Origin of the sequence: Streptomyces sp. NBC_01116 (genome assembly GCF_041435495.1) — a bacterium.
In the GTDB taxonomy this organism is placed as follows: domain Bacteria; phylum Actinomycetota; class Actinomycetes; order Streptomycetales; family Streptomycetaceae; genus Streptomyces.
Genome location: NZ_CP108644.1, coordinates 7,862,880 through 7,884,918, shown reverse-complemented (window position 1 = coordinate 7,884,918; position 22,039 = coordinate 7,862,880). Strand labels below are relative to the sequence as shown.

At 71.7% G+C, this 22,039-nt stretch carries 21 protein-coding genes and 1 pseudogene; 14 read left to right on the top strand and 8 right to left on the bottom strand.

Annotation, left to right across the window (positions count from 1 at the left end; translation table 11 throughout):
* Positions 1-201 precede the first annotated feature (201 nt).
* The 4 genes from OG245_RS34540 (at position 202) to OG245_RS34525 (ending at position 4,068) form a co-directional block, all read left to right on the top strand.
* Entirely contained in the window at positions 202-1,437 is a 1,236-nt protein-coding gene (locus tag OG245_RS34540) for a PP2C family protein-serine/threonine phosphatase (RefSeq protein ID WP_371627271.1), read from the top strand.
* Position 1,438: 1 nt separating this feature from the next.
* The gene (locus tag OG245_RS34535; RefSeq protein WP_371627270.1) at positions 1,439-3,058 is read left to right on the top strand and encodes an ATP-binding protein; all 1,620 of its coding nucleotides are present in this window, start codon (positions 1,439-1,441) and stop codon (positions 3,056-3,058) included.
* Complete coding sequence (locus OG245_RS34530) at positions 3,055-3,498, top strand: response regulator (RefSeq protein WP_371627269.1); 444 nt, start codon at positions 3,055-3,057, stop codon at positions 3,496-3,498. The genes OG245_RS34535 and OG245_RS34530 overlap by 4 nt, the downstream gene beginning before the upstream one ends.
* 96 nt (positions 3,499-3,594) lie before the next feature.
* On the top strand, positions 3,595-4,068 hold the full coding sequence (locus OG245_RS34525) for an ATP-binding protein (RefSeq protein ID WP_371628069.1): 474 nt from the start codon (positions 3,595-3,597) through the stop codon (positions 4,066-4,068).
* 16 nt (positions 4,069-4,084) lie between these two features.
* On the opposite strand, the gene OG245_RS34520 is transcribed toward OG245_RS34525, so the two are convergent.
* Positions 4,085-4,495: a RidA family protein gene (locus tag OG245_RS34520; protein WP_371627268.1), complete on the bottom strand. Its 411-nt coding sequence runs from the start codon at positions 4,493-4,495 to the stop codon at positions 4,085-4,087.
* A 142-nt stretch (positions 4,496-4,637) separates the two neighbouring features.
* Between OG245_RS34520 and OG245_RS34515 the strand changes: the two genes are divergently transcribed.
* Positions 4,638-5,021, top strand: a complete 384-nt coding sequence (locus tag OG245_RS34515; RefSeq protein WP_371627267.1) for a winged helix-turn-helix transcriptional regulator — start codon at positions 4,638-4,640, stop codon at positions 5,019-5,021.
* On the opposite strand, the gene OG245_RS34510 is transcribed toward OG245_RS34515, so the two are convergent.
* Positions 5,018-6,199, bottom strand: coding sequence for a PP2C family protein-serine/threonine phosphatase (locus OG245_RS34510; protein ID WP_371627266.1), 1,182 nt, complete (start codon positions 6,197-6,199; stop codon positions 5,018-5,020). The genes OG245_RS34515 and OG245_RS34510 overlap by 4 nt on opposite strands.
* Before the next feature lie 86 nt (positions 6,200-6,285).
* On the opposite strand from OG245_RS34510, the gene OG245_RS34505 reads away from it, so the two are divergent.
* Entirely contained in the window at positions 6,286-6,801 is a 516-nt protein-coding gene (locus tag OG245_RS34505) for a MarR family winged helix-turn-helix transcriptional regulator (protein ID WP_371627265.1), read from the top strand.
* Positions 6,802-7,025: 224 nt separating this feature from the next.
* Complete coding sequence (locus OG245_RS34500; RefSeq protein ID WP_371627264.1) at positions 7,026-7,388, top strand: STAS domain-containing protein; 363 nt, start codon at positions 7,026-7,028, stop codon at positions 7,386-7,388.
* A gap of 27 nt (positions 7,389-7,415) precedes the next feature.
* On the opposite strand, the gene OG245_RS34495 is transcribed toward OG245_RS34500, so the two are convergent.
* The gene (locus tag OG245_RS34495; RefSeq protein ID WP_371627263.1) at positions 7,416-8,120 is read right to left on the bottom strand and encodes a (2Fe-2S)-binding protein; all 705 of its coding nucleotides are present in this window, start codon (positions 8,118-8,120) and stop codon (positions 7,416-7,418) included.
* A 244-nt stretch (positions 8,121-8,364) separates the two neighbouring features.
* Here OG245_RS34495 and OG245_RS34490 point away from each other — a divergent pair, with 244 nt between their 5' ends.
* Positions 8,365-9,447, top strand: a complete 1,083-nt coding sequence (locus tag OG245_RS34490) for a DMT family transporter (RefSeq protein WP_371627262.1) — start codon at positions 8,365-8,367, stop codon at positions 9,445-9,447.
* On the opposite strand, the gene OG245_RS34485 is transcribed toward OG245_RS34490, so the two are convergent.
* The gene (locus OG245_RS34485) at positions 9,417-10,781 is read right to left on the bottom strand and encodes a transglycosylase family protein (RefSeq protein ID WP_371627261.1); all 1,365 of its coding nucleotides are present in this window, start codon (positions 10,779-10,781) and stop codon (positions 9,417-9,419) included. The genes OG245_RS34490 and OG245_RS34485 overlap by 31 nt on opposite strands.
* A 250-nt stretch (positions 10,782-11,031) precedes the next feature.
* Here OG245_RS34485 and OG245_RS34480 point away from each other — a divergent pair, with 250 nt between their 5' ends.
* Both OG245_RS34480 and OG245_RS34475 read left to right on the top strand, forming a co-directional pair.
* Positions 11,032-12,192 carry a LacI family DNA-binding transcriptional regulator gene (locus tag OG245_RS34480; protein WP_371627260.1) on the top strand — a complete coding sequence of 387 codons (1,161 nt, stop codon included), beginning with the start codon at positions 11,032-11,034 and terminating at the stop codon, positions 12,190-12,192.
* A 205-nt stretch (positions 12,193-12,397) separates the two neighbouring features.
* Positions 12,398-12,796 carry an NUDIX domain-containing protein gene (locus tag OG245_RS34475; protein ID WP_371627259.1) on the top strand — a complete coding sequence of 133 codons (399 nt, stop codon included), beginning with the start codon at positions 12,398-12,400 and terminating at the stop codon, positions 12,794-12,796.
* A gap of 216 nt (positions 12,797-13,012) precedes the next feature.
* Here OG245_RS34475 and OG245_RS34470 read toward each other — a convergent pair whose 3' ends face one another.
* Positions 13,013-14,347, bottom strand: a complete 1,335-nt coding sequence (locus OG245_RS34470) for an ROK family protein (RefSeq protein WP_371627258.1) — start codon at positions 14,345-14,347, stop codon at positions 13,013-13,015.
* Positions 14,348-14,489: 142 nt separating this feature from the next.
* On the opposite strand from OG245_RS34470, the gene OG245_RS34465 reads away from it, so the two are divergent.
* The 4 genes from OG245_RS34465 to OG245_RS34450 are packed head-to-tail and all read left to right on the top strand — an operon-like array spanning position 14,490 to position 19,117.
* Positions 14,490-15,800, top strand: a complete 1,311-nt coding sequence (locus OG245_RS34465) for a sugar ABC transporter substrate-binding protein (protein WP_371627257.1) — start codon at positions 14,490-14,492, stop codon at positions 15,798-15,800.
* An 11-nt stretch (positions 15,801-15,811) separates the two neighbouring features.
* A complete protein-coding gene (locus OG245_RS34460; protein ID WP_371627256.1) occupies positions 15,812-16,825 on the top strand; it encodes a carbohydrate ABC transporter permease in 1,014 nt (337 codons plus the stop codon).
* Positions 16,818-17,711 carry a carbohydrate ABC transporter permease gene (locus OG245_RS34455; RefSeq protein WP_018955662.1) on the top strand — a complete coding sequence of 298 codons (894 nt, stop codon included), beginning with the start codon at positions 16,818-16,820 and terminating at the stop codon, positions 17,709-17,711. The genes OG245_RS34460 and OG245_RS34455 overlap by 8 nt, the downstream gene beginning before the upstream one ends.
* 47 nt (positions 17,712-17,758) lie before the next feature.
* Positions 17,759-19,117 (top strand): GH1 family beta-glucosidase, encoded by a 1,359-nt coding sequence (locus OG245_RS34450; RefSeq protein WP_371627255.1) that lies wholly within the window; start codon positions 17,759-17,761, stop codon positions 19,115-19,117.
* Between the two features lie 213 nt (positions 19,118-19,330).
* On the opposite strand, the gene OG245_RS34445 is transcribed toward OG245_RS34450, so the two are convergent.
* The 3 genes and pseudogenes from OG245_RS34445 to OG245_RS34435 form a co-directional block, all read right to left on the bottom strand.
* Positions 19,331-19,729 carry a DUF4344 domain-containing metallopeptidase gene (locus OG245_RS34445; RefSeq protein WP_371628068.1) on the bottom strand — a complete coding sequence of 133 codons (399 nt, stop codon included), beginning with the start codon at positions 19,727-19,729 and terminating at the stop codon, positions 19,331-19,333.
* Positions 19,644-20,185: pseudogene (locus OG245_RS34440) on the bottom strand (DUF4344 domain-containing metallopeptidase); the annotation flags it as partial. The pseudogene OG245_RS34440 and the gene OG245_RS34445, both read right to left, overlap by 86 nt.
* 1,019 nt (positions 20,186-21,204) lie before the next feature.
* Positions 21,205-21,966 carry an isocitrate lyase/PEP mutase family protein gene (locus OG245_RS34435; protein ID WP_371627254.1) on the bottom strand — a complete coding sequence of 254 codons (762 nt, stop codon included), beginning with the start codon at positions 21,964-21,966 and terminating at the stop codon, positions 21,205-21,207.
* Positions 21,967-22,039 lie beyond the last annotated feature (73 nt).

Genomic DNA, 22,039 nt, shown 5'->3' with positions numbered 1-22,039 from the left:
CGAACCATTCGGGTCCCGTCCCGAATCCGAAGCCGTCCGCCCTTCCGGGCGGGCGGCTTCGTGCCGTCAGCTCACGGGGCCCGTCACCGACCGGCCTCGTCGCTCGCCTATGATTTATGACGATCAGGCCGGACGCACCGTGCCGTGGCACGAGAGGGTGAAGGCTTGACCGAGTCACCCGTGGGCACATCTCCGAGTCCTGTGGGCATTCCCAGCATCCCCACCCAACAGGTCGGCGTCCCCCACCACCCCGAACCACTGCTGTGGAACCTCGACGCGACGATCCTCCTGGTGGAGGACGACGCGGGTGACGCGCTGCTCGTCGAGGAGATGCTCGCGGACAGCGAGCTGGATTCCGCCCTCACCTGGTGCAAGACGCTGGGCGAGGCCCGTACGTTCCTGCGCACCTCCACCGCACCGGTGTGCGTGCTCCTCGACCTGCATCTGCCCGACGTCCACGGCCTGGACGCCGTGCGCCAGATCCTGGAGACCGACCGCGAGGCCGCTATCGTCGTCCTCACCGGTCTGGAGGACTCGGGCACCGGACTCCGTGCGGTCGCCGGAGGCGCCCAGGACTACCTGGTCAAGGGCCGCCTGGGCCCCGAGATCCTCGCGCGCGCGATTCGCTACGCCCTGCAGCGCAAGGAAGTGGAGCGGGCCGCCGCGGCGTTGCGTGCCAACCAGCTGATGGCTCAGGAGAACGCCCGGCTGGAGCGCGGGCTGCTGCCCGTCCCCCTACTGAGGGACGACCTGTTCCGGGCCCGCGCCCGGTACGAGCCGGGGCGGGTGCACGGGCTGCTGAGCGGTGACTTCTACGACGTCGTGCAGACCTCGGACGGCACCGTCCACGCGGTGATCGGCGATGTGTCCGGGCACGGCGCAGCCGAGGCGGCACTCGGCGTATGCCTGCGGGTGGCCTGGCGTACCGCCGTGCTGTGCGGTACGTCACAGCCGGAGCAGATAGCTCTGCTGGAGGAGATCCTGGTAGCCGAGCGCTCGGACTCGCACGTGTTCGCCACCGTCACCTCGCTGGTGTTCCCGCCCGGACAACGGCACGCGCAGATCCTGCGGGCCGGTCATCCCGGCCTGCTGCTGCGTGAGGGCACGGACGTGAGCTGGGTCGAGCCCGAGGGCGGCATGGCGCTCGGGCTGCTGCCCGGGGCCGGCCGGTGGCCCACGGTCGACATCCCGCTGACGCCCGGCGCGGGTCTCGTACTCTTCACGGACGGGCTCTTCGAGGGGCGCGACGGGCCGGACAGCCGTCTCGGCGAGGAAGGGCTGCTCGCGATGGCACGGGCCAACGGCCACCTGCCGGCCCGTTCGTTCGTCGACGCCCTGGTTGCCGGGGCCGCGGAGGGGGCCGCCCCCTACGGCGGCCTCGCGGACGATGTGGCCGTTCTGCATCTGGGCTGGGGATCGGAATCCGATGAGCGGTGACATGACGGAACAAGCGGCTCCGGGCGGCCTCGCATCGCGGCTGTCGGTGCAGAACTGGGTCCATCTCATACTCGGCGGATTCATCGTGGTGGTCTGCGCCTGTCTGGTGATCGGCGGGCTCGTGCTGGCCCGGATCTCCGACCGCACGACAGAGCTGGTGGACCGCATCCAGCCCGCGAGGTCCGCGTCCTTCCAGCTCCAGAACTCCCTGCTGGACCAGGAGACCGGGATCAGGGGATTCGCGCTGACCGGCGACGACTCCTTCCTCGAACCGTACGAGGCGGGGAAAGCCGCCGAGCAGGAGCGCCTCGCGCAGGTGCGGCGCCTGGTGGGCCCCGGCAGCCAGTACGCCGACGACCTCGACGCCATCGCCTCCGCCGCCGAGAAGTGGCGGCGGACCAAGGCCGAGCCGCTGATCGCGACGGTCCGGGAGCAGGGGCCGAGCGAGGCCACCACCTCCGCCCAGTTGCAGCGCAGCAAGGCGGACTTCGACCAGCTGCGGCAGGCGTACGGCGCCCAGCAGGGGCATCTCGCCGAGGCGCGTGACCAGGCGCGAACCGACCTCGGCTCGGCGCGGACCACCCGCGACCGGGTGGTGATCGCCCTGGTCGCCGTCTTCGTGCTGACCGTGGTGGCGCTGAGCCTGCTGCTCCACCGCGTGGTCGGCGTCCCGCTCAACCGGCTGCGCGACGCCTCCGACCGCGTCAGGTCGGGGGCCTTCGGGACGCGCATCGAGATCAAGGGGCCCTCCGACGTACAGTCCGTGGCCTGGGCCGTGGAGGAGATGCGGGGGCGGCTGGCGGACGAACTGGCCGAGGCGCAGAACCGCGAGGCCCTGCTGGCGGAGCAGACACAGGAGCTGCGGCGTTCCAATGCGGAGCTGGAGCAGTTCGCGTACGTCGCCTCGCACGATCTCCAGGAGCCCCTACGCAAGATCGCCTCCTTCTGTCAGCTCCTGGAGAAGCGGTACGGCAAGGAGCTCGACGACCGGGGCAAGCAGTACATCGCCTTCGCGGTGGACGGCGCCAAGCGGATGCAGGTCCTCATCAACGACCTGTTGACGTTCTCGCGGGTGGGCCGGGTGCAGGAGAGCTGGAAGCCGGTCGATCTGGGCCGGGCCCTGGACCGCGCCCTGGGCAATCTGACCCTCGCGATCGAGGAGTCGGGAACCGTGATCGAGCGGCCGGACTCCCTGCCCGAACTGCTCGGGGACCCGACCGCGCTCACCATGGTCTGGCAGAACCTCGTCGGCAACGCGGTGAAGTTCCGCCGGGAGGACGTCCCGTGCCGGATCTCGGTCACCTGCGTACAGGAGGGCGAGGACTGGCACCTGACGGTGTCGGACAACGGGATCGGGATCGCGCCCGAGTTCGCGGACAAGGTGTTCGTCATCTTCCAGCGACTGCACGCCCGTGACGAGTACGACGGCACGGGCATCGGCCTCGCGCTCTGCCGGAAGATCATCGAGTTCCACGGTGGCCGGATCTGGCTGGAGCCCGAACCGGGCGAAGGCACCCGTTTCCACTTCACCCTGCCCGTGGCGCCCGAGGCGCCCACGCACACCGCGGCGGAGCTGCTCGCTCCCGCCCTGCTCACCAGCCAGCCGGGAGAACCTTCGTGAACACCCCTGTCCAGCCCATCGAGGTCCTGCTCGTCGAGGACGACCCCGGCGACGAGCTGATGACCCGTGAGGCCTTCGAGGACAACAAGATCCGCAACACCCTGCACGTCGTGCGCGACGGACAGGAGGCGCTGGACTTCCTCTACCGGCGGGGCGAGTACGGCGACGCCCCCCGCCCGGACCTGGTACTGCTGGACCTGAACCTGCCCAAGTACGACGGCCGGCAGGTGCTGGAACAGATCAAGGGCGACCCCGAGCTCGCCCTCATCCCCGTGGTCGTGCTTACCACGTCCTCCGCCGAGGAGGACATCCTGCGCAGCTACAAGCTCCACGCCAACGCGTACGTGACGAAGCCGGTGGACCTCGATCAGTTCATCGCGGCGGTGCGCCAGATCGACGAATTCTTCGTGACCGTGGTGCGGCTGCCCGGACGTGCGTAGGATCGGTCCGGATCTCCTGGAGTGGGATCGTTCGCCAGGGGTAGACGAATGGCGGAAAAGGTCTCCGACCTCACTGCGGCGCCCTGGCTGGAGCACATGAACGAACAGGTCACCTCCCCACCGGAAGACCCGGGACAGGGGCTGGCTGCCGCCGAGGTACCGCCTTCCGCCGAGGTACTGCTGAGCGCCGAGGTCTTCGACGGCGAGCCGGGCTGCATCGCGCAGGCCCGTGCGCTCGCCGACCGCTTCCTGACGCGGCTCGCGGTGGAGTGCCTCGCCCCGATCGGCGAGCACACGCGCAGCGACCTGATGCTGGCCGTGAGCGAGCTGGTCACCAACGCCGACCGCTACAGCCACGGCCCCTACCTCCTGGAGCTGGAGGGCACCGCGCAGCTCATCAGCGTCACGGTCTACGACAGCAGCACCGCGATGCCCGTGCTGTACGCCCCCGACCCGTCCCGCCTCGGCGGTCACGGCATGGAGATCGTGGTGGCCCTGTGCGACCGGCTCACGGCCGAGCGGGTGCCGGTGGGCAAGCGGATCCGGGCGGAGTTCCAGCTCAGCACCTGAGCCCGGCCGGCGCCCCTCAGGCGTCGAGCACGGCGGTGGCCTCGACCTCCACCAGGTGTCCGGGGAGGTCCAGGGCCGCGACGCCCACCAGGGTGCCGGGCGCTTCGGGCGTGACGCCCAGCCTCGCGGCGGCCCGGGACACACCCTCCAGGAACGCGGGCATCTTCCCGGGCGTCCAGTCCACGACGTACACGGTCAGCTTCGCCACGTCGTCGAAGGTACCGCCGACAGCGGCGAGGGCCGTGCCGACGTTCACGTAAGCCTGCTCGACCTGGGCGGCGAGGTCGCCCTCGCCGACGGTGGTCCCCTCCGCGTCCCAGGCGACCTGCCCGGCAACGAAGACCAGCTTCGATCCGGTCGCGACCGACACCTGCCGGTAGGCGCCGATCTCCGGCAGTCCGCTCGGGTTCACCAGGGTGATGGCCATGCTGCCCGCCTCCTCGTCCTGGGGGCCGTGCCCCCTTTTTTCCACCGACCGGCCGACCGCCGGTCACTTGTGGTTACTCGGGAACCGTAGGAGAGTGGCCGCTGACATGGAAGAACGCACTTTTCGGTGACGGGGGAACCTGATGGTGACCAAGCAGTTCGGCGGCTCGCCCGAGGACGCGGACCTGCGGCGCGCGGACTCGCTGGCGCGGGAGATCTTCTCCGACGTCGCCAACAAGTGGGCGCTCCTGATCATCGAGGCCCTGGGCGAGGGCACCCTCCGCTTCACCGAGCTGCGGGGCGCGGTCGAGGGCATCAGCCACAAGATGCTCACCCAGAACCTGCGGATGCTGGAGCGCTACGGACTGGTCGAGCGGTGTGTGCACCCCACCGTGCCCCCGCGGGTCGAGTACACCCTCACCGAGCCGGGGCAGGGCCTGCGCCGGACGGTCCATGTGATGTGCGACTGGACGCATGAGCACATCGGCCACATCGAGGCCTCGCGCCGCGCCTTCGACACGGCTTAGGCCGCGCCCCGGCCGTCCGGCCGGCCGAACCAGTCCAGGCACAGCACCAGCGCGTCGTCGAGCGTCTCCGTGCCCCGGTACTCCGCCAGTTCGCCGAGCATCGCGCGCGGCACCGTGGCGGCCGGAAGGAGCCGTGTCGACTGGATCGCGCGGGCCAGCGCGCGTTCCCCGTACGCCTCGCCGAGCGGGGACACCGCCTCGTAGACGCCGTCGCTGAGCAGCAGCAGCCGGTCGCCGGGCTCCACCTGGAACTCCTGGACCGTGTACTGCGACTCCTCGAACATGCCGAGCGGCAGCTGCGCCTCCAGCTCGATCCGGCGCACCTCCCGGCCGCGCTGCATCCACAGCTGCGGCGACCCCGCGTCGACGACGCCGACCCGCCCCGTCGCCAGCTCGAAGCGGAGCAGCAGAGTGGAGACGTGGGACGCGCCGCGGTGCTGGTCGTAGAGGGCCTGGTCGGCGAGGGCCGCCTGGTCCGCGATGCCGATGCCGGCCCGGCGGGCGTTGCGCAGGGCGTTGACGGCGAGATTGGTGAGGAGGGAGGCCTGTATGCCCTCGCCCATGCCGTTGGTCACCGCGAGGGTCAGCTCGTCGGCGTCGGCGGCCCAGTCGAAGTTGTCGCCGTGGATGGCGTACGCGGGCTCCAGCTGGGCCCCGATGGCGAACTCGGCGGCGGTGCAGGCGCGGGCGGGCAGCAGCTGCCACTGCATCTCGGCGGCGAGGGTGAGGCGGGTGGTGCGCCGGGCCCGCTGGTAGAGGTCGGTGTCCCGCTCGGCGACGAGGATCTCGTGGCCCAGCAGATCCGCCACGTGGGCCAGCTCGCCGATCAGCTCCGGGGTGGACAGGGCCTGGGGCAGCCGGACGGTGAGGATGCCGAGCCGTTCGCCCCGTACGGTCACGGGCAGGTGGTGGTCGACGGCGTCGTCGTGCCGGACCTGCTGTTCGCGGGGCTCCTGGCTGCCGAATGCCCGGCCCTCGGGGCTGTTGTGGAGGGACAGCGGCTCGCTCTCGTCGTCGGGCCGGTCCAGGGATTTGAGGGCCCGCAGGCTGTAGTCGGCGAGGTGGAGCTCGACCGCCAGGGCCCCGTAGGCGCTGCTGAGCTCGGTCCGCAGGGTGGCCAGCAGCGCGTGCGGTGCTGCGGCCCGCACAGCGGCCTCGATGTCCGTTCGTCTGTTCACGGTCTCTCGCGCATTCTTCGTCCTACGACGTAGTAGGGGACGGGGGCGGGCTGACAAGCGGGCCCGACGGGTGACACAGTGGCTGAATGCCCCACCGAGGATTTCGCCCGAGCAGTCGCGAACAGGCGTCCGCCGACGCCGTCGCCGCCTCGGAGCTGCTGGAGGTGCTGTGGGGCCGGGGCCAGGAATCGGCCGCGTCCGGAACCGTATCGCCCTCCCAGCTCCGTGCCCTGCTGGTGGTCGAGAAGCAGGAGGGCACCAATCTGCGGGCCTTGGGTGAGGCCCTGGGCTCGCGTGCCCCCTCCGTCAGCAGGCTCTGCGACCGGATGGAGGCGATGGGGCTCGTCCAGCGGGCGCCCAGCCCGACCAGCCGTCGCGAAGTGGAACTGCGGCTGAGCCTGCGTGGCCGCGCCCTCCTGGAAGAGTACCGGGCCCTGCGCGCGGGCGAACTGAACGCCGTGCTGAGGCGGATGGATCCTGCCGCCCTCGCCGCCCTCGCCGAGGGCCTCTCGGCCTTCCACGCCGCCGCTTCGGAGCGCCTTTCCCCGCAAAGGGATACGGCCGCCTCCCCACTGCGCGATGATGTCGCGGACAGCGCCTAGCTCCATCAAGCTCCTGCTTCCGCGTCCATCGGTTCTCAGCCCTTCGGCAGGCCGGCCGAGCAGCCGTCGGGGATCAGATTGTTACCCAATGGAGAATGTTGTCAAATGGCAACTGTTACTTCTATCGTTATCCCGTTACCCCGCCGCGACCAGGGACGGAACCATGCCGACCCGTCCGGCGACACGGCTCTCCGCCCCTTCCGATTCCGCCTGAGGTGCCTTCCGTGCTTTCATCGCCCAACGAAGACAGAGCCGTCAGAATCACCACCCGGCAGGAGCGGGACGCATCGGTCCTCGCCGTGTCGGGTGACCTCGATATCGACAGCGTCGCCCCGTTGGGCCTCGCCCTGACCGAGGCGGCCGGCAACGGCTCCGGCCCGGTCGTCGTGGACCTCTCCGGCGTAGGCTTCGCGGACTCGACGACGGTGAACGTGCTTCTCCAGGGACACACCGCGCTGGGCGGTCGGCTGCGGCTCGCCGCCCCGTCCCCGTTCATGCGCCGCCTGATCGGGATGATCGGCCTCGACAGCGCCCTGCCCGTCCTGCCGTCCGTGGACGCCGCCATCGACGCCGTACTGCCTTCCTGACGGTCCCCGACCGGGCGCGGCGGACGGCTACCGTCCCTTCGCACCCTGTCCGGGCGCCCGGTCGAACACACAGTCCCCGCACAGCCCGCCGCCCGGGCAGCGGTAGTACAGGCAGCAGCTGCGCCGCCGGAACGCGGGCCCGTGCGGGGCCCCGGTGCCGCGCAGCGCCTCGTCGTCGAAGAGCTCGGCCGCCAGCGCCCGGGCCCGTACGGCCACGTCCGGCCGGTCGTGGGCGCGCGCGAAGGCGACGAGTTCGCGCACGGCTCCGGCGAGCGCGGACCCCGCGTTGCCCCGCAGCAGCTGCGGGGAGATCGTGCAGTCGCGCCGGAACGCCTCGGACAGCGGGTCGAGATGCCCGTACTGGACCTCCTCGCGGATGTGTGCCGCCGTGCCGGGGAGCTCGGCCGTCCCCGCTAGCCACAGGTCGTCCGGCGAGGTGGCCGCGGGGTCCCAGTGGAGGGCGCCGGGCGTCAGGGCGGGGATCCGCCCGAAGAGCGCGGCCGGGCCCAGCGCGAGGGACCAGAGCCGGGCGGCGAGGCCGAGGTGGGCGATGGAGGCGGCGACCCTGCGCTCGGGGGCCGCGAGGCGTGCCGCGACCTTGTCGACGCGCGCGGCGAGAGGACCGCCGTCCCCCGCGTACAACCGCTCCAGCGGACGGTGCCCGCCGCCCGGCACCGGAGTGGTCCGCAGCGCGAAGAATCCCCCGACCGACGCCAGTAGCACCAGGTCCATGCCCTGCTCCCCCTCGGTTCCCGGCCCGCCTCCGGGCCGCTCAGGTGACCGGCCGTGCGGACACCGGCGGTGTCGCCTTCGCGGCTCACCGTATCCGCCGGGCGACAACTTCTGACGGCTGGGGGCGAGAGGACTACCGTCGGGAGGAGGACGTCGGTGCGTCGGGCGTACTACTGGGGCAGTAGGCCGAAGTGCAGTCTCAAGGACGACGACGTGGGGCCCCGGACGGGACATCGTGGTGTACATGAGTTCCCTTGCGCTGTCGGTGCTGCTGTCACTGGTCTCCGCGGTCGCCTACGCGGCCGGGGCGATCATCCAGGAGCGCGTGGCCGCGACCGGCGACAACGCGTGGCAGACCCTGCTGCGCAACGGCGTGTGGTGGGCCGCCGTCCTCCTCAACGGGACCGGGGCGGTCCTGCACGTGGTGGCGCTCGCCTACGGCCCGCTCAGCCTGGTCCAGCCGCTCGGCGCGCTGACGATCGTCTTCGCCCTGCCGATGGCGGCCCTGTTCGTCGGGCGGAGGGCGGGGGCGACGGCCTGGCGCGGCGCCCTGATGGCGACGGCCGGTCTCGGCGGGCTGCTCGCGCTCACGGGGAACGCCGAGCCGCACACCCTGAACGGCCCCGAGCAGGCGCTGCTCGCCTCGGTGACGTTCGGGGCCGTCGGCGCGCTCGTCGTGCTCGCCCGTACGCTGCGCCGGCCGGTCCTGCGCAGCATCGTGCTGGCCACGGGCGCGGGCGCGGCGTTCGGCATGGCCTCGGTGTTCACCAAGACCGTGGCCGTGGAGTGGACGTCCGGTTCGCTGCGCTCGGGCGCACTGCCGCTGCTGGTGATCGCCGGGCTCGCGGCGGCGGGCCTGTTCCTGTCCCAGGCCGCCTACCGGGGCGCGGGCCTCACGGCTCCGCTCGCGACGGTGACGGTGGTCAACCCGGTGGTGGCCGCCGCGATCGGCATCACGCTGTTCGGCGAGCACTTCCGTCTCGGCGTCCCGGGCACCGTACTGGCCCTCTCCTGCGGGGCGCTGGCCGCCGGCGGCCTGATCATGCTGACGCGGGAGCGGCTGCGCACGGAGCACGGCGAGGAGCCGCGTACGGACGCCGGGGCGGAGGCTGCCCCCTCGCCGTCACCGGTCGTGCCGGAACCGGCGTCGGGCCGGATGCCCGTGCCGCAGTCGCCGTCGCCCCTGCCGCCGGGGCAAGCGGTCCCGCAGGTGGAGTTCGGCGCGCCGGGCCCGCTCGCGCAGCAGCGACGGCGCGGCGGAGCCACCCTGCGTCGCCCACGCTCCGACCGGACGGTTCAGACCCTGACGCCGCCTGCGCGGAGGTAGGCGAGCGGGTCGACGTCCGAGCCGTAGCCGGGGCCCGTGCGGATCTCGAAGTGCAGGTGCGGGCCCGTGCTGTTGCCCGTGGAGCCGGAGCGGGCGATGCGCTGTCCGCCGGAGACCGACTGCCCCGCGCGCACGTGGAGCGCGGAGAGATGGGCGTACTGGCTGTACTTGCCGTCGCTGTGCCGGATGACGACCTCGTAGCCGTACGCTCCGGCCCAGCCGGCCGAGACGACGCGGCCCGGAGCCACCGACTTCACCGATGTCCCGGTGGGCACGGGGAAGTCCACTCCGGTGTGATAGCCGCTGGACCAGCCGCCGGCCTGCCGGTAGGGGGTACCGGTGCCGGCGGAGACCGGGGCGCTGAAACCGGAGTGCTTCACGGCGCGCTCCGGAGCGGGACGCTCCTTCGGCGCTTCCCTCTTCGGCACTTCCTTCTTGGGCGCCTGCTGCTTCGGGGCCGTCTTCTCAGGGGCCCGCTGTTTCGGGGCTTCCTTCTTCGGCGCGGCCTGCGCGGGCGCTTCCTTCTTCGGCTCGGCCTTGCGCTGGTCCGTCTTCTTCGCCTCGGGCGTCGCCGCCGGGGGCTTCGGGGCGGTCTTCCGCGCGGGCTGCCCGGAGCTCTTCCCCTCCCCCGCCTTCGATGCCCGGCTCTGGTCGAGGCTCAGCCGCTGCCCGGGGAAGATCAGGTCCGGGTCGCCCCCGACGACGGTGCGGTTGGCCGCGTAGAGGCCCTGCCAGCCGCCGCGCACCCGCTGGGCGGACGCGATCCCGGAGAGGGAGTCGCCGCTCGCGACGGTGTACGAGTCGCGCTTGCCCGGCACATGGGTGGGCGTCGCCTCGGCGGGGCGGGTCACCGGCCGGCGGGGCGGCGCGCTCTGCGGCGCCGCGGCCCGCACCGGCCGGCTTCCCGCGCTCTGCGTGTCGGTCTCCGCCTCCGGGGCGGCCCCTGGCGCGTCCCCGCCCCGGGTGAGCCCCGCCCGTACGGAACAGGTGGGCCAGGCGCCGGGGCCCTGGCCGTCCAGCACCTTTTCGGCGACGGCGATCTGCTGGTCCCGGGTGGCGAGGTCGGCGCGCGGCGCGTACTGCGTGCCGCCGAAGGCCGACCAGGTGGAGCCGCTGAACTGGAGGCCGCCGTAATAGCCGTTGCCGGTGTTGACGTCCCAATTGCCGCTGGACTCGCAGGCGGCGACCTTCTCCCAGACCTCGACCGGCGCGGCCCCCGCCGACGCCGCGGTGATGAGCGGGAGGGCGATGCCCGCACCGCTCGCCGTCACCGTGAGCGAGGCACGGTTGATCCGGCTCGGCTGGTATCTGCGGTGCCGTCCGTTCGCGGCCATACGTGGCTCCCCCACTGGCTTCGGGTCATGTCGCAAAGGGCAACGTAGGTCCGCACAGTGACTGATCACAAGCAAAACGTGATACTCGGCCGCCGCCGCGCCGGTGCGTGGCCGGATTCCGACCCCCGGCCGCCCGGCAGTCCTCCCGGCCTCCCGATCTCCCGACCGGTGCCGAACTCCGCCCCGCCTGGCCGCGTTCCTCTGCCCGGCGCGATGGAGAGCGCTCTCCGGGGGTGCTATAAAGGCGCTCATGACGGATGATCCGCGCTCGGCCGGAGCGCCCACCCTGGAGGACGTGGCGCGGGCGGCCGGCGTCTCGCGCGCCACCGTCTCCCGGGTCGTGAACGGGGTGCGCAATGTGGACCCGGTGATCCAGGAGGCCGTGCGGCAGGCGGTCTCCGTGACGGGCTACACCCCGAACCGGGCGGCCAGGTCCCTGGTGACCCGGCGGGCCGACGCCATCGCCCTGGTGGTCTCGGGCGCGGGCGTCGAGCCGGAGGCGGCCCGGCAGGACTCCGCGACCGGAGCGTCGGGGGACGGGAACGAGGACGGGAACGAGGATGAGGACAGGGGCGGGGCGTCCGGGAAGGACCGGGCCGGCAGCGGCAGTTCCGGGTCCTTCACCGCGCAGGTGTTCGCCGACCCGTTCTTCGGCCGGGTGGTGACCGGGGTGGTCGACTACCTGCGTCCGCGCGGGATGCACCCGGTGCTGATGTTCGCGGAGACCTCACGGGCGCGCGAGGAGGTGGTGGCGTACCTGAGGCAGGGCAGTGCGGACGGGGCCCTGGTCGTCTCGACGCACGCCGAGGATCCGCTGCCCGCCCTGATCGCGGACGCCGGCCTGGCGGCCGTCCTGTACGCGCGCCCGGCGCGGCCGGTCCCGGTCAGTTATGTCGACCTCGCACACCAGGACGGGGCCCGGCTGGCGGCCGAGCACCTCCTGGGCCGGGGCTGTCGCCGGATCGCGACGATCAGCGGTCCGCTGGACGTACCGGCGGGCCAGGCCCGTCTGACGGGCTTCCGGGACACCATGGCGCGCCACGGGCATCCGTACATCCCCATCGCCGAGGGGCGGTTCACCCAGGAGAGCGGGGAGGCGGCGATGGAACGGCTGCTGGCGGAGCATCCGGACGTGGACGGGGTCTTCGCCGCCAACGACCTGATGGCCCTCGGCGCCTGCCACGTCCTGCGGGAGCACGGCCGCTCGATTCCGGGAGACGTGGCGGTGGTGGGCTTCGACGACAGCAGCGCGGCCCTGGCCTGCCGCCCTCCGCTGACCACGGTCCGCCAGCCGGTGGAGGGGATGGCCGCCGAGATGACGCGCCTGCTGCTGGACCGGATGGCCCGGCCGGACGGTCCGGTGACCTCCGTGATCTTCGAACCGGAGCTGGTGGTACGGGGATCGGCCTGATCCGGGGGGATGCCCGCGAGGCAGGTCCCGCACGGCCGCCCGGCCCGGCGGGCGCGGCCGCCCGTCCCGGCGGGCGCGGGTACGCGGCCCGGCGGGCGCGGGTACGCGGCCCGGCGGGCGCGGGTACGCGGCCCGGCGGGCGCGGGCGAGGATGCCCCGCATGACCTCACCCCCGACCGGCCCACGCCTCCCGGTCGCCGCCTAGGTGATCCGGCGTCACCCCTTCCCCGCTCTGCTGGTGTTCGACCATGCGGACGTTCCCGAGGCGGGTACCCAGGTACCGGCGGGCGGCGTCGTGCCGAGCGAGGATCCGGAGCGGGCCGTCCTGCGCGAGGTCACCGAGGAGACCGGGCTGACGGGCGCCCGCGTGGTCCGGCGGATCGCGGTGGACGCCCGGCCCCATCCCGAGACCGGGCAGCCCGGGCTGACCACCCTCCTCCTGCTCAACGCCCCGCCGGTCGGGCCGCCTTCGGCGTGGGAGCACCGGGTCGGCGGCGACGGAGCCGACGCGGGGATCCGGTTCGCGCCGCTCCCCCTGGAGCACCCGCCGGCCGACGCCCAGGACGCGTGGCTGGGCCTGGTCGATCCGCACTGGTCCGCGTAGGACGGCGCGGCCGGGCGCCCTGGCCCCGCGCGGGACACGGCCCGCTGAAGCGCGGCAGCGACGACGCACGACCGGCCGACGCCCCGGCGGGCGCACGGGCAGCCGCGCGACGCGGCCAGACGCGGCGCGTGAGCCGACGCGGCGCGTCTGGCCGCGTCGCGCGTGAGCACCCCCGGACCCCGGTCCCGGTCCCGGTCCGCCGGTCCCGGTCCGCGCTCAGTTCATCGCCGTGCGGTGTCGTTCCCGGACCGCCTGGACCGGAGTACGGGGCGGCACGCCGGCGCCGCCCGGCCCGGGGCGGCTGCCGCCCCGGGTGAGGAAGTCGGCGAGCGGGAGCGTCGCCGCGCCCACGGTGACCGCGTCCGGGCCGAGGCGGCCCATCTCGATGGTGGTGCGGGCCGCCGCGTGGCGCAGGGCGTACTCGTTCGCGTACCGGCGGATGTCGGGGAGCAGGCGGGGGCCGATGAGCAGGCCCGCCCAGCCGCCGATCAGGATCCGCTCGGGCAGGAAGAGGTTGATCAGGTCGGCGAGGGCCGCGCCGAGGCATTCGGCCGTCTCGTCGAGCAGCGAGAGCGCCACCGGGTCCGGGGCGGGGCCCTGGCCCTCCGGGTAGGCGGCGGCGAGCAGGGCGGCGAGCGCCGTCTCGTCGTCGGCGTCCTCGGGCAGCGGGCCACCCGCCTCGCGCCAGCGCTCGCGCAGGGCTTGCGCGCCCGCGTACGCCTCCAGGCAGCCGATGGAGCCGCAGCGGCACCTCCGGCCGCGCAACTGGACGGTGGTGTGCCCCCATTCGAGGGCGAGGCTCATGCGGTCCTCGTCGAGGATGTCGCCGTGGTCGACGCACGCACCCACGCCGGAGCCGATCAGGGCGATGGCGGCGGCGCCCGCGCCCCTGCCGCCGCCGAACCACATCTCGGCCTGGCCGAGCGTCTTGGCGCCGTTGTCGATGAACAGCGGCACCTCGGGCGGCACGTCGACCGCCTCGCGCAGCAACTGCTCGAAGGGGACCGCGCGCCAGCCGATGGTCTGGCCGTGGACCACCGCGCTCCGGGAGCCGTCGGGCCCCTCGGGTCCGTCGCGCTCGATGATGCCGGGGACCCCGATGCCGATGCCGAGGAGCCGGCCCGGGTCGGCGCCCGCGTCGCGCAGCACATCCGCGACGCCGGTGCGGACATGGGCGACGATGCGGTCGACGTCGTAGCCGTGCTGGGCCAGCAGCCTTTCGGTGCGGGCCAGTTCGGTCAGGGAGAGGTCGAACAGCTCGACGCGGACCCGGGTCTCGCCGATGTCGATGCCGACGAGCAGCCCGCCGTCCGGGGCGACGCGCAGCAGCGTACGGGGGCGGCCACCGTCGGAGTCGACGACGCCGGCCTCCTCCAGGAGTCCCTCGGCGGAGAGTTCCGCAACGACGTTGCTGATGGAACCTGAACTCAGCCCCGTGACCGGTCCGAGCTCCTGGCGGCTCAGCGGGCCGTCGAAATACAACCGTTGCAATACCCTCGCCCGATTGCCCCTTCGCAGGTCACGCACGGTCCGTCTGTTGCGCTCGGCCATGTTGCTCCTTCCCGTCCAGGAACATACCCCGGCCCCAGGCCTTGACGCGACCTTCTCTCACCTCTTAAATCATGGCATAAAATAAGTCATGGAGGCCGTTCGGTTCCCGAACGCAGCCATCCCCGGAAAGGGGCCACCTCACATGCGTCACGTCAGAGCCGCAAGCGCCGCCACCCTCGCCCTCGCCATCGCCGTAGCCGCCACCGGCTGCGGTGGCGGGACCACCTCGGGCGGCAGCAACGAGTCGCCGAAGACCCTCACCTACTGGGCGTCCAACCAGGGCCCCAGCATCGAGGCCGACAAGAAGATCCTCACTCCCGAACTCAAGAAGTTCGAGAAGGAGACCGGGATCAAGGTGAAGCTGGAGGTCGTGCCGTGGGCCGACCTGCTGAACCGGATCCTCGCCGCCACCAGCTCCGGCCAGGGCCCGGACGTGCTGAACATCGGCAACACCTGGTCGGCCTCGCTCCAGGCGACCGGAGCGCTCCTGCCGTGGGACGAGAAGAACTTCGAGGCCATCGGCGGCCGGGACCGCTTCGTGGACTCGGCGGTCGCCTCGGCCGGCAAGGAGGGCGAGCCGCCCGCCGCGGTGCCGCTGTACTCACTGGCGTACGCCCTCTACTACAACAAGAAGATGTTCGCCGAGGCGGGCGTCGAGAAGCCCCCGGCCACCTGGGACGAGCTGGTCGCGGCGGGCAAGAAGATATCCAAGGACGGCAAGTGGGGGCTGGGCGCCGAGGGCGGCAACCTCTCCAACAACATCCACCAGACCTTCGTCCTGGGCCAGCAGCACGGCGCCGACTTCTTCGACCAGGACGGCAAGGCGACGTTCACCTCCGACGGTGCGGTCGCGGCGGTGAAGCAGTACATCGACTTCATGGCCGAGGACAAGATCATCGCTCCGGGCAACGCGGAGTACGCCCAGAACCAGTCGCTCACCGACTTCGCCAAGGGCAAGACGGCCATGGTGCTGTGGCAGGCCGCCGCCTCCACCTTCGCCGCCCAGGGCATGAAGCCCGAGGACTGGGGCGCGGCCCCGGTGCCGGTCCCCTCGGGCGCACCGGGTGCGGGCAAGCAGACCAACTCCATGGTCGCGGGCATCAACATGGCCGTCTTCAAGAACACGAAGAACATCGACGGCGCGAAGAAGTTCGTGAAGTTCATGACGAGCGACGCCGAGCAGAAGCTGCTCAACCAGACCTACGGCTCGATCCCGCCGGTCAAGGCCGCACAGGCCGATGCCGCCTTCGGGGCCCCCGACCTCAAGGTCCTGCGCGACACCCTCGCCACCAGCGCCGCCCCGCTCCCCCAGGTCCCGAACGAGTCGCAGTTCGAGACGGCCGTGGGTACGGCCGTCAAGGAACTGTGGGCGGACGCCGCGGCCGGACGCCCCGTGACCGAGGAATCCGTCAAGGCGCGCCTGGAAAAGGCCCAGCAGACGATGCAGCAGTGAGGCCCTGATCCATGACCGCCACCGTCACCACGGACCCCGAGGTCGACAAGTCGACCGACATGGGTACGAGCCGGGGCACCGGGGGTGCGCGCAGGAGACTGCCGCGCATCCCCGACCGGATCCGCCAAGGCGGACTGCCCTATCTGCTGCTCCTGCCCGCCGTCCTGCTCGAACTCCTCATCCACATCATCCCGATGGTCATCGGGATCGTGATGAGCTTCCGGCAGCTCACGCAGTTCTTCATCAACAACTGGGGCGCTGCGCCCTGGACGGGCCTCGACAACTACAGCATCGCCGTCGACTTCGACGCGCCGATCGGTGAGGCCCTGCTCCACTCGTTCTTCGTCACCTGCGTCTTCACGTTCTTCTCGGTCGGGTTCGCCTGGCTTTTCGGCACCGCGGCGGCGATCCTCCTCCAGGAGAGCTTCCGGGGCCGGGGCTTCCTGCGCGCCGTCTTCCTCGTCCCGTACGCCCTGCCGGTCTACGCGGCCGTCATCACCTGGGCGTTCATGTTCCAGCGGGACAACGGGCTGATCAACCACGTGCTGCACGACCAGCTCGGCATCACCGACGAGCCGTCCTTCTGGCTGATCGGCGACAACAGCATCTACACCCTGATCATCGTCTCGGTGTGGAAGGGCTGGCCGTTCGCCTTCCTCATGCTGATGGCCGGGCTCCAGAACATCCCGCGCGAGCTGTACGAGGCCGCCTCGATCGACGGCGCCGGCATCTGGCAGCAGATCCGCCGGATCACGCTGCCCTCGCTGCGCCCGGTCAACCAGGTCCTGGTCCTGGTGCTCTTCCTGTGGACGTTCAACGACTTCAACACCCCGTACGTCCTGTTCGGGAAATCGGCCCCGGAGAGCGCGGACCTGATCTCGATCCACATCTACCAGTCGTCGTTCGTCACCTGGAACTTCGGCACCGGATCCGCGATGTCGGTCCTGCTGCTGCTCTTCCTGCTGGTCGTGACGGCCGTCTACCTGTTCCTCACCTCGCGCGGAAGGAAGGGCGCCGATGTCTAGCCTCACGCGGCCGACCCGCACCACCCGGTCGCGGGCCCGCTCGCCGATGGCCGCGCCGCAGTCCTTCCTCTGGACCCGTCGCATCGTCCTGACCCTGCTCGCCGGCTTCGTCCTGCTGCCCGTCTACGTGATGGTCAGCAGCTCGCTGAAGCCGCTCCAGGACGTGTCGGGGAAGTTCCAGTGGATCCCGTCGACGCTGACGATCCAGCCGTACTTCGACATCTGGGAGACCGTTCCGCTCGCCAAGTACTTCGTCAACTCGCTGATCGTGGCGGGCTCGGCGACGGTGCTGTCGGTGACCATCGCGGTGTTCTCCGCCTACGCGGTGAGCCGCTACCGGTTCCGGGGCAAGCGGGTCTTCACCGTCACGGTGCTGTCCACACAGATGTTCCCGGGGATCCTCTTCCTGCTCCCGCTGTTCCTCATCTTCGTCAACATCGGCAACAGCACCGGCGTCGCGCTGTACGGCTCGCGCGGCGGGCTCATCCTCACGTACCTGACGTTCTCGCTGCCGTTCTCCATCTGGATGCTGATCGGGTACTTCGACTCCATCCCCCGGGACCTCGACGAAGCGGCCCTGGTCGACGGCTGCGGTCCCGTCCGTGCCCTCTTCCAGGTCGTCGTGCCGGCCGCCGTCCCGGGCATCGTGGCGGTGTCGGTCTACTCCTTCATGACGGCCTGGGGCGAGGTCCTCTTCGCCTCCGTCATGACCAACGACGCCACCCGGACCCTCTCCGTCGGTCTCCAGGGCTACGCCACGCAGAACGACGTGTACTGGAACCAGGTGATGGCCGCGTCCCTCGTCGTCAGCGTCCCGATCGTCGCCGGGTTCCTGCTCCTCCAGCGCTATCTGGTCGCCGGTCTCACCGCGGGAGCCGTCAAGTGACCCCGACCGGCGAGAGCCGTCCGTCGCCCCCGACCGAAAGGCAGCTCGTGTCCGACCTGAACGCCCTCCCGCCGGACTTCACCTGGGGCGTCGCCACCGCCGCGTACCAGATCGAGGGAGCCGTGGCCGAGGACGGCCGCTCCCCCTCGATCTGGGACACGTTCTCGCACACCCCCGGCACGATCGACAACGGCGACACGGGCGATGTGGCCTGTGACCACTACCACCGGGTTCCCGAGGACATCGGCCTGATCAAGCAGCTCGGCGCGGACGCGTACCGCTTCTCGGTCGCCTGGCCGCGCGTCGTGCCGGGCGGCGACGGGCCGGTCAACAAGGCGGGGCTGGACTTCTACGACCGGCTCGTGGACGGTCTGCTGGAGGCCGGCGTCACCCCGTTCGCCACCCTCTACCACTGGGACCTGCCGCAGGGGCTCCAGGACCGGGGCGGCTGGACCGTACGGGAGACCTCGGAGCACTTCGCGGCGTACGCCTCCCACGTGGTGGAGCGCCTCGGCGACCGGGTGAAGGACTGGGCGACGCTGAACGAGCCGCTGTGCTCTGCCTGGATCGGTCACCTGGAGGGCCGGATGGCGCCGGGACTCACCGACCTGACCGCCGCCGTGCGGGCCTCCTACCACCTGCACCTGGGCCATGGCCTGGCCGTACGGGCGATCCGGGCAGCCTCATCGGACGCCCGGGTCGGCATCGTCAACAACCTCAGCCCGATCGAGCCGGCGAGCACGGGCGCACCCGACCTCGCCGCGGCCCGCCGCGCCGACGGCCACATCAACCGCTGGTGGCTGGACCCGATCCTGGGCCGCGGCTACCCGCAGGACATGGTGGAGCTGTACGGGGTCGAACTCCCGGTCCGGCCGGGCGACCTGGAGACGATCGCCGCACCACTCGACTGGCTGGGCTTGAACTACTACTTCCGGCAGATCGTCTCCGCCGACCCCGACGGGCCCGCACCGCACGCCCAGCAGGTCTCCGTCCCCGGCGCGCGTCTCACGCACATGGACTGGGAGGTCCACGCGGAGGGGCTCGAACAGCTGCTGCTGCGCCTGACCGGGGAGTACGGCGTTCAGCGGATCTACGTCACCGAGAACGGCTCGGCGTACGAGGATGCCGTCGCGGCGGACGGCTCGGTGCACGACCCGGAACGCGTCCGCTATCTGGAGGAGCACCTCGCCGCCTGCGCCCGCGCGGTCGCCAAGGGCGCGCCGCTGGCCGGGTACTTCGCCTGGTCCCTGTTGGACAACTTCGAGTGGGCCTACGGCTACGACAAGCGGTTCGGCCTGGTCCACGTGGACTACGCGACCCAACGTCGTACGGTCAAGAGCAGCGGCCGCCGGTACGCGGAGCTGGTCCGGGAACACGCGGAACGAAGCGCCCGCCCGGCCGCCTGACCGGACACCCCTTCCGCCCTCTCCTCCCACCGCCCCCCTCCCCCCCTTCCGGCCGCCCTCCGGCCGCGGCGCGTCGCTCGCCGCGGCCGAAGGTTTTCACGTCAGCAGTACGGCGCCTCCACGTGAAGCGGAGGAACAGGCGTGTCGGCGACTCGCCGGGGCTCCGAGGCGGTGCGGACCGGGCCGTGTGCCGGGCCTGCTCGGGTCATTGCTTCATGTAGGGGTCCAGCAGCGTGCCCCAGGACTTGGCGATCTGGTTGTACTCCTGCGGGCACTGTGCCGCGCGTTCTTGGGGCAGAGCACCGTCGGGGTTGTCGGGGTTCTGGGGACGGACTCGTAGGCGTCCGGGTCGGAACCGTAGAGCCGGCATGCCCAGTTGTAGAAGCGCTGGACGCTGAGGGAGTGCTCGTCGGCGTACTGGTCGACGGGGAGCTTTCCCTCGGTCTCGGCCTCCCGAGAGGCCGCCCCAGGCGTTGACGGTGCTGACCGCGTACTCCTCGTGCTTCTCGTCACCGGTGGACAGGAGCAGCGTCGACAACTGGTCGACGGCGTCCTCTTCCTTGCCGGTGATCGGCAGGTCGTACATGGCCACCAGGCCGTGCCCGAGTTCATGGAAGAGCACGCCGTTGCTGAGGCCGACGAGATCGGTGTTCACCGCGGCGGCGCGCTGTTCTGCCGTGCCGGTGGTGTCCTGCTTCTGGTAGACGGGCTTCAGCGCGTTGAGGAACTCGTAGCAGTAGCTGATGTCCTCGTCTCCGAACTCCAGAAGGTGTTCGGCGTGCCGCAGCTGCGGCCGCGCAGCGGTACGTCCTGCGGCAGGGCGATGGTTTCGTCGGCGTAGGCCGCGACGTCCTCCAGGACCCGGTTCTTCTTGAGGAAGGCCTCCGCCTCCCGGCCGGCGGCCGTCTTGCCCTTCTCGTACGTGACGACAAGGCGCCCCTTCCCCTGGGCGGCGGAGGGCGAGACCGAGGGCGCAGCCACAGCCCGGGCCCCGTCCGCCTGCCCCTGATCCTCTCCGCGGGGCGTCGACCGCCCGCTGTCCCCGGACGAGCAGCCGGTGCCGGCCATGATCAGGGCCGAGGCGGCGAAGGCCGCGGCGGCACCGGTCCACGTCTTCCGTCCGCCGGTCGTTCGGCTCGCCCGCGTCATGTGGTCACCTCATTGATCCGCCGATCGATCACCACCCAAGTCTGGGCGTGGGGCACGACGAGCCGCACGGCCACACCGCCAGGGGCTCCCGGCCGGAGGACTTCCGACGCCGCTGCTTCCCGGTGTGGAGTGGGCGGAGGGCGGCCGTCGCGCGGTAGACCGATGGAGTGAGCGCGACCAGGGAGCCACGGCAGGAGTCTCGGGGGAAGGCTGAGAGCGTGGTTCCCATCGGCGTCTTCGTCTGCCCCGGGGACGGGCTCGTGGGGCTGGTCCCGTTCGGAGAGACCGACGGGCGCCCTGCGGCGGGTCCGTCAGAAGGCTTCGAGGCCGGAGATGAGGGTGCCGTCGCCGTCCGGGAGCGGGGCGATATCGCAGGTGCCTAGGCCCCGCCTCTCCGATCACGGGAGTTGGACCGGGCCGGGGCCGGCCGGCCCCAGCCGAGCTCAACCGACCGGCGGCATCGGGCGGGTTCGTCTCCTGCGCCGGTGAACAGTGCGGTCAGCATAGGTACACCGTGAGCCAGCGCCAGGTGCGGCGGGGGGCTCTAGGGCGTGTTTCGAAAGTCCCGCCTGCCCGGCGACGCCTGGCACGCACGCTCGCCGCGTTGTCGGGACCACCCCGATACATCCAGTATCGGGGCGACCCTCCGCCTTGCGATCGCACGCACCAGACTCCGCCGAGCCCGCCCTCCGGGCGGACGGCGCTACTTTCGGAACACGCCCTAGCCGCAGCACCGCGATGCCGCACGGCCTCCTGGAGGGGGCGGCACCCCGGGCGAAGCCCTCGGCCGGGGTGCCGCAGCGGCCTGACCACCAGGATGCGCATCGCAGCGGGCGGAAGTGGCCACCCGCCGGAACAAGCACGGAGATGTCTATCTCAGCACTGTCACCGCTACCGCACTCCTCATCTGCCTCGGGGCGTGATCGCCCGGACCCGTCCTAAGGGGTCCACGGCTCGAGCATGCCCTTCATCGCGTCCGTCATCGCGCTTTGCAGCAGCGGGCCGTAGGTGATCCGGCGGACGCCGAGGCGGCGGAAGCGCTCAAGGTCGTGCTTGACCGGATGGGCCGTGGAGTTCACCGGCACGGAGACGGCGGCCGTCACCGCCGCGAGCAGTTCGTCGTTGTCCTGGATGCGCACCGGGTAGACGCTGTCGGCGCCCGCCTGCTCCAGGGCCCGCAGGCGCTCGATCGCCTCGTCGAGGACGGCGGCGGCGTCCTCCGCGTGCACGAACAGGTCCGTGCGCCCGTTGACCCAGACCGGTACTCCCGCGTCGTCGGCAGCCGCGCGCAGTCCGGCGACGTAGTTCGCGTGCTCCTGCGTACTGCGCACGCGCCCGCCCTCGGAGTGGACGGTGTCCTCGATGTTGAGGCCGACGCCGCCGACCTCGATGAGACCGGCGACGAGGTCCGCGGGCTTTTGCCCGTAGCCGGCCTCCAGGTCCACGGAGACGGGGATGCCGACCGCCGCGATGATCGGGCCGACGGCGGCGAGCACCTCCTCGAAGGTCTGCCCCTCCTGGTCCGCGGCCCCCCGGGAATCGGCGAGCGGATGGCTGCCGATCGTCAGGGCGGGGAACCCGGCGTCGGCCGCTGTCCTCGCTGACCAGACGTCCCAGACGGTCGGCAGCACGAGGGGCCTGTGCTCGGCGTGCAGTTGCTTGAGTCGTTGAGCGCGCTCAACGGTGGTACGAAGGTCCATGCCGAGCACGCTACCCCCGGATCGCCGCCCGGAACGTGCCGGCGGGCGTCACCGGGTGCGCGAACGCGACGGT

Bases quoted from the DNA above. Each gene is read 5' to 3' on its own strand.
- OG245_RS34515 (WP_371627267.1), top strand. From the start codon at position 4,638: ATGGTGACCAAGCAGTTCGGCGGCTCGCCCGAGGACGCGGACCTGCGG.
- OG245_RS34480 (WP_371627260.1), top strand. From the start codon at position 11,032: ATGACGGATGATCCGCGCTCGGCCGGAGCGCCCACCCTGGAGGACGTG.
- OG245_RS34445 (WP_371628068.1), bottom strand. From the start codon at position 19,729: ATGAACTCGGGCACGGCCTGGTGGCCATGTACGACCTGCCGATCACCG.
- OG245_RS34535 (WP_371627270.1), top strand. From the start codon at position 1,439: ATGACGGAACAAGCGGCTCCGGGCGGCCTCGCATCGCGGCTGTCGGTG.
- OG245_RS34470 (WP_371627258.1), bottom strand. From the start codon at position 14,347: ATGGCCGAGCGCAACAGACGGACCGTGCGTGACCTGCGAAGGGGCAAT.
- OG245_RS34435 (WP_371627254.1), bottom strand. From the start codon at position 21,966: ATGGACCTTCGTACCACCGTTGAGCGCGCTCAACGACTCAAGCAACTG.
- OG245_RS34520 (WP_371627268.1), bottom strand. From the start codon at position 4,495: ATGGCCATCACCCTGGTGAACCCGAGCGGACTGCCGGAGATCGGCGCC.
- OG245_RS34505 (WP_371627265.1), top strand. From the start codon at position 6,286: ATGCCCCACCGAGGATTTCGCCCGAGCAGTCGCGAACAGGCGTCCGCC.
- OG245_RS34455 (WP_018955662.1), top strand. From the start codon at position 16,818: ATGTCTAGCCTCACGCGGCCGACCCGCACCACCCGGTCGCGGGCCCGC.
- OG245_RS34465 (WP_371627257.1), top strand. From the start codon at position 14,490: ATGCGTCACGTCAGAGCCGCAAGCGCCGCCACCCTCGCCCTCGCCATC.
- OG245_RS34460 (WP_371627256.1), top strand. From the start codon at position 15,812: ATGACCGCCACCGTCACCACGGACCCCGAGGTCGACAAGTCGACCGAC.
- OG245_RS34490 (WP_371627262.1), top strand. From the start codon at position 8,365: ATGAGTTCCCTTGCGCTGTCGGTGCTGCTGTCACTGGTCTCCGCGGTC.
- OG245_RS34485 (WP_371627261.1), bottom strand. From the start codon at position 10,781: ATGGCCGCGAACGGACGGCACCGCAGATACCAGCCGAGCCGGATCAAC.
- OG245_RS34495 (WP_371627263.1), bottom strand. From the start codon at position 8,120: ATGGACCTGGTGCTACTGGCGTCGGTCGGGGGATTCTTCGCGCTGCGG.
- OG245_RS34525 (WP_371628069.1), top strand. From the start codon at position 3,595: ATGAACGAACAGGTCACCTCCCCACCGGAAGACCCGGGACAGGGGCTG.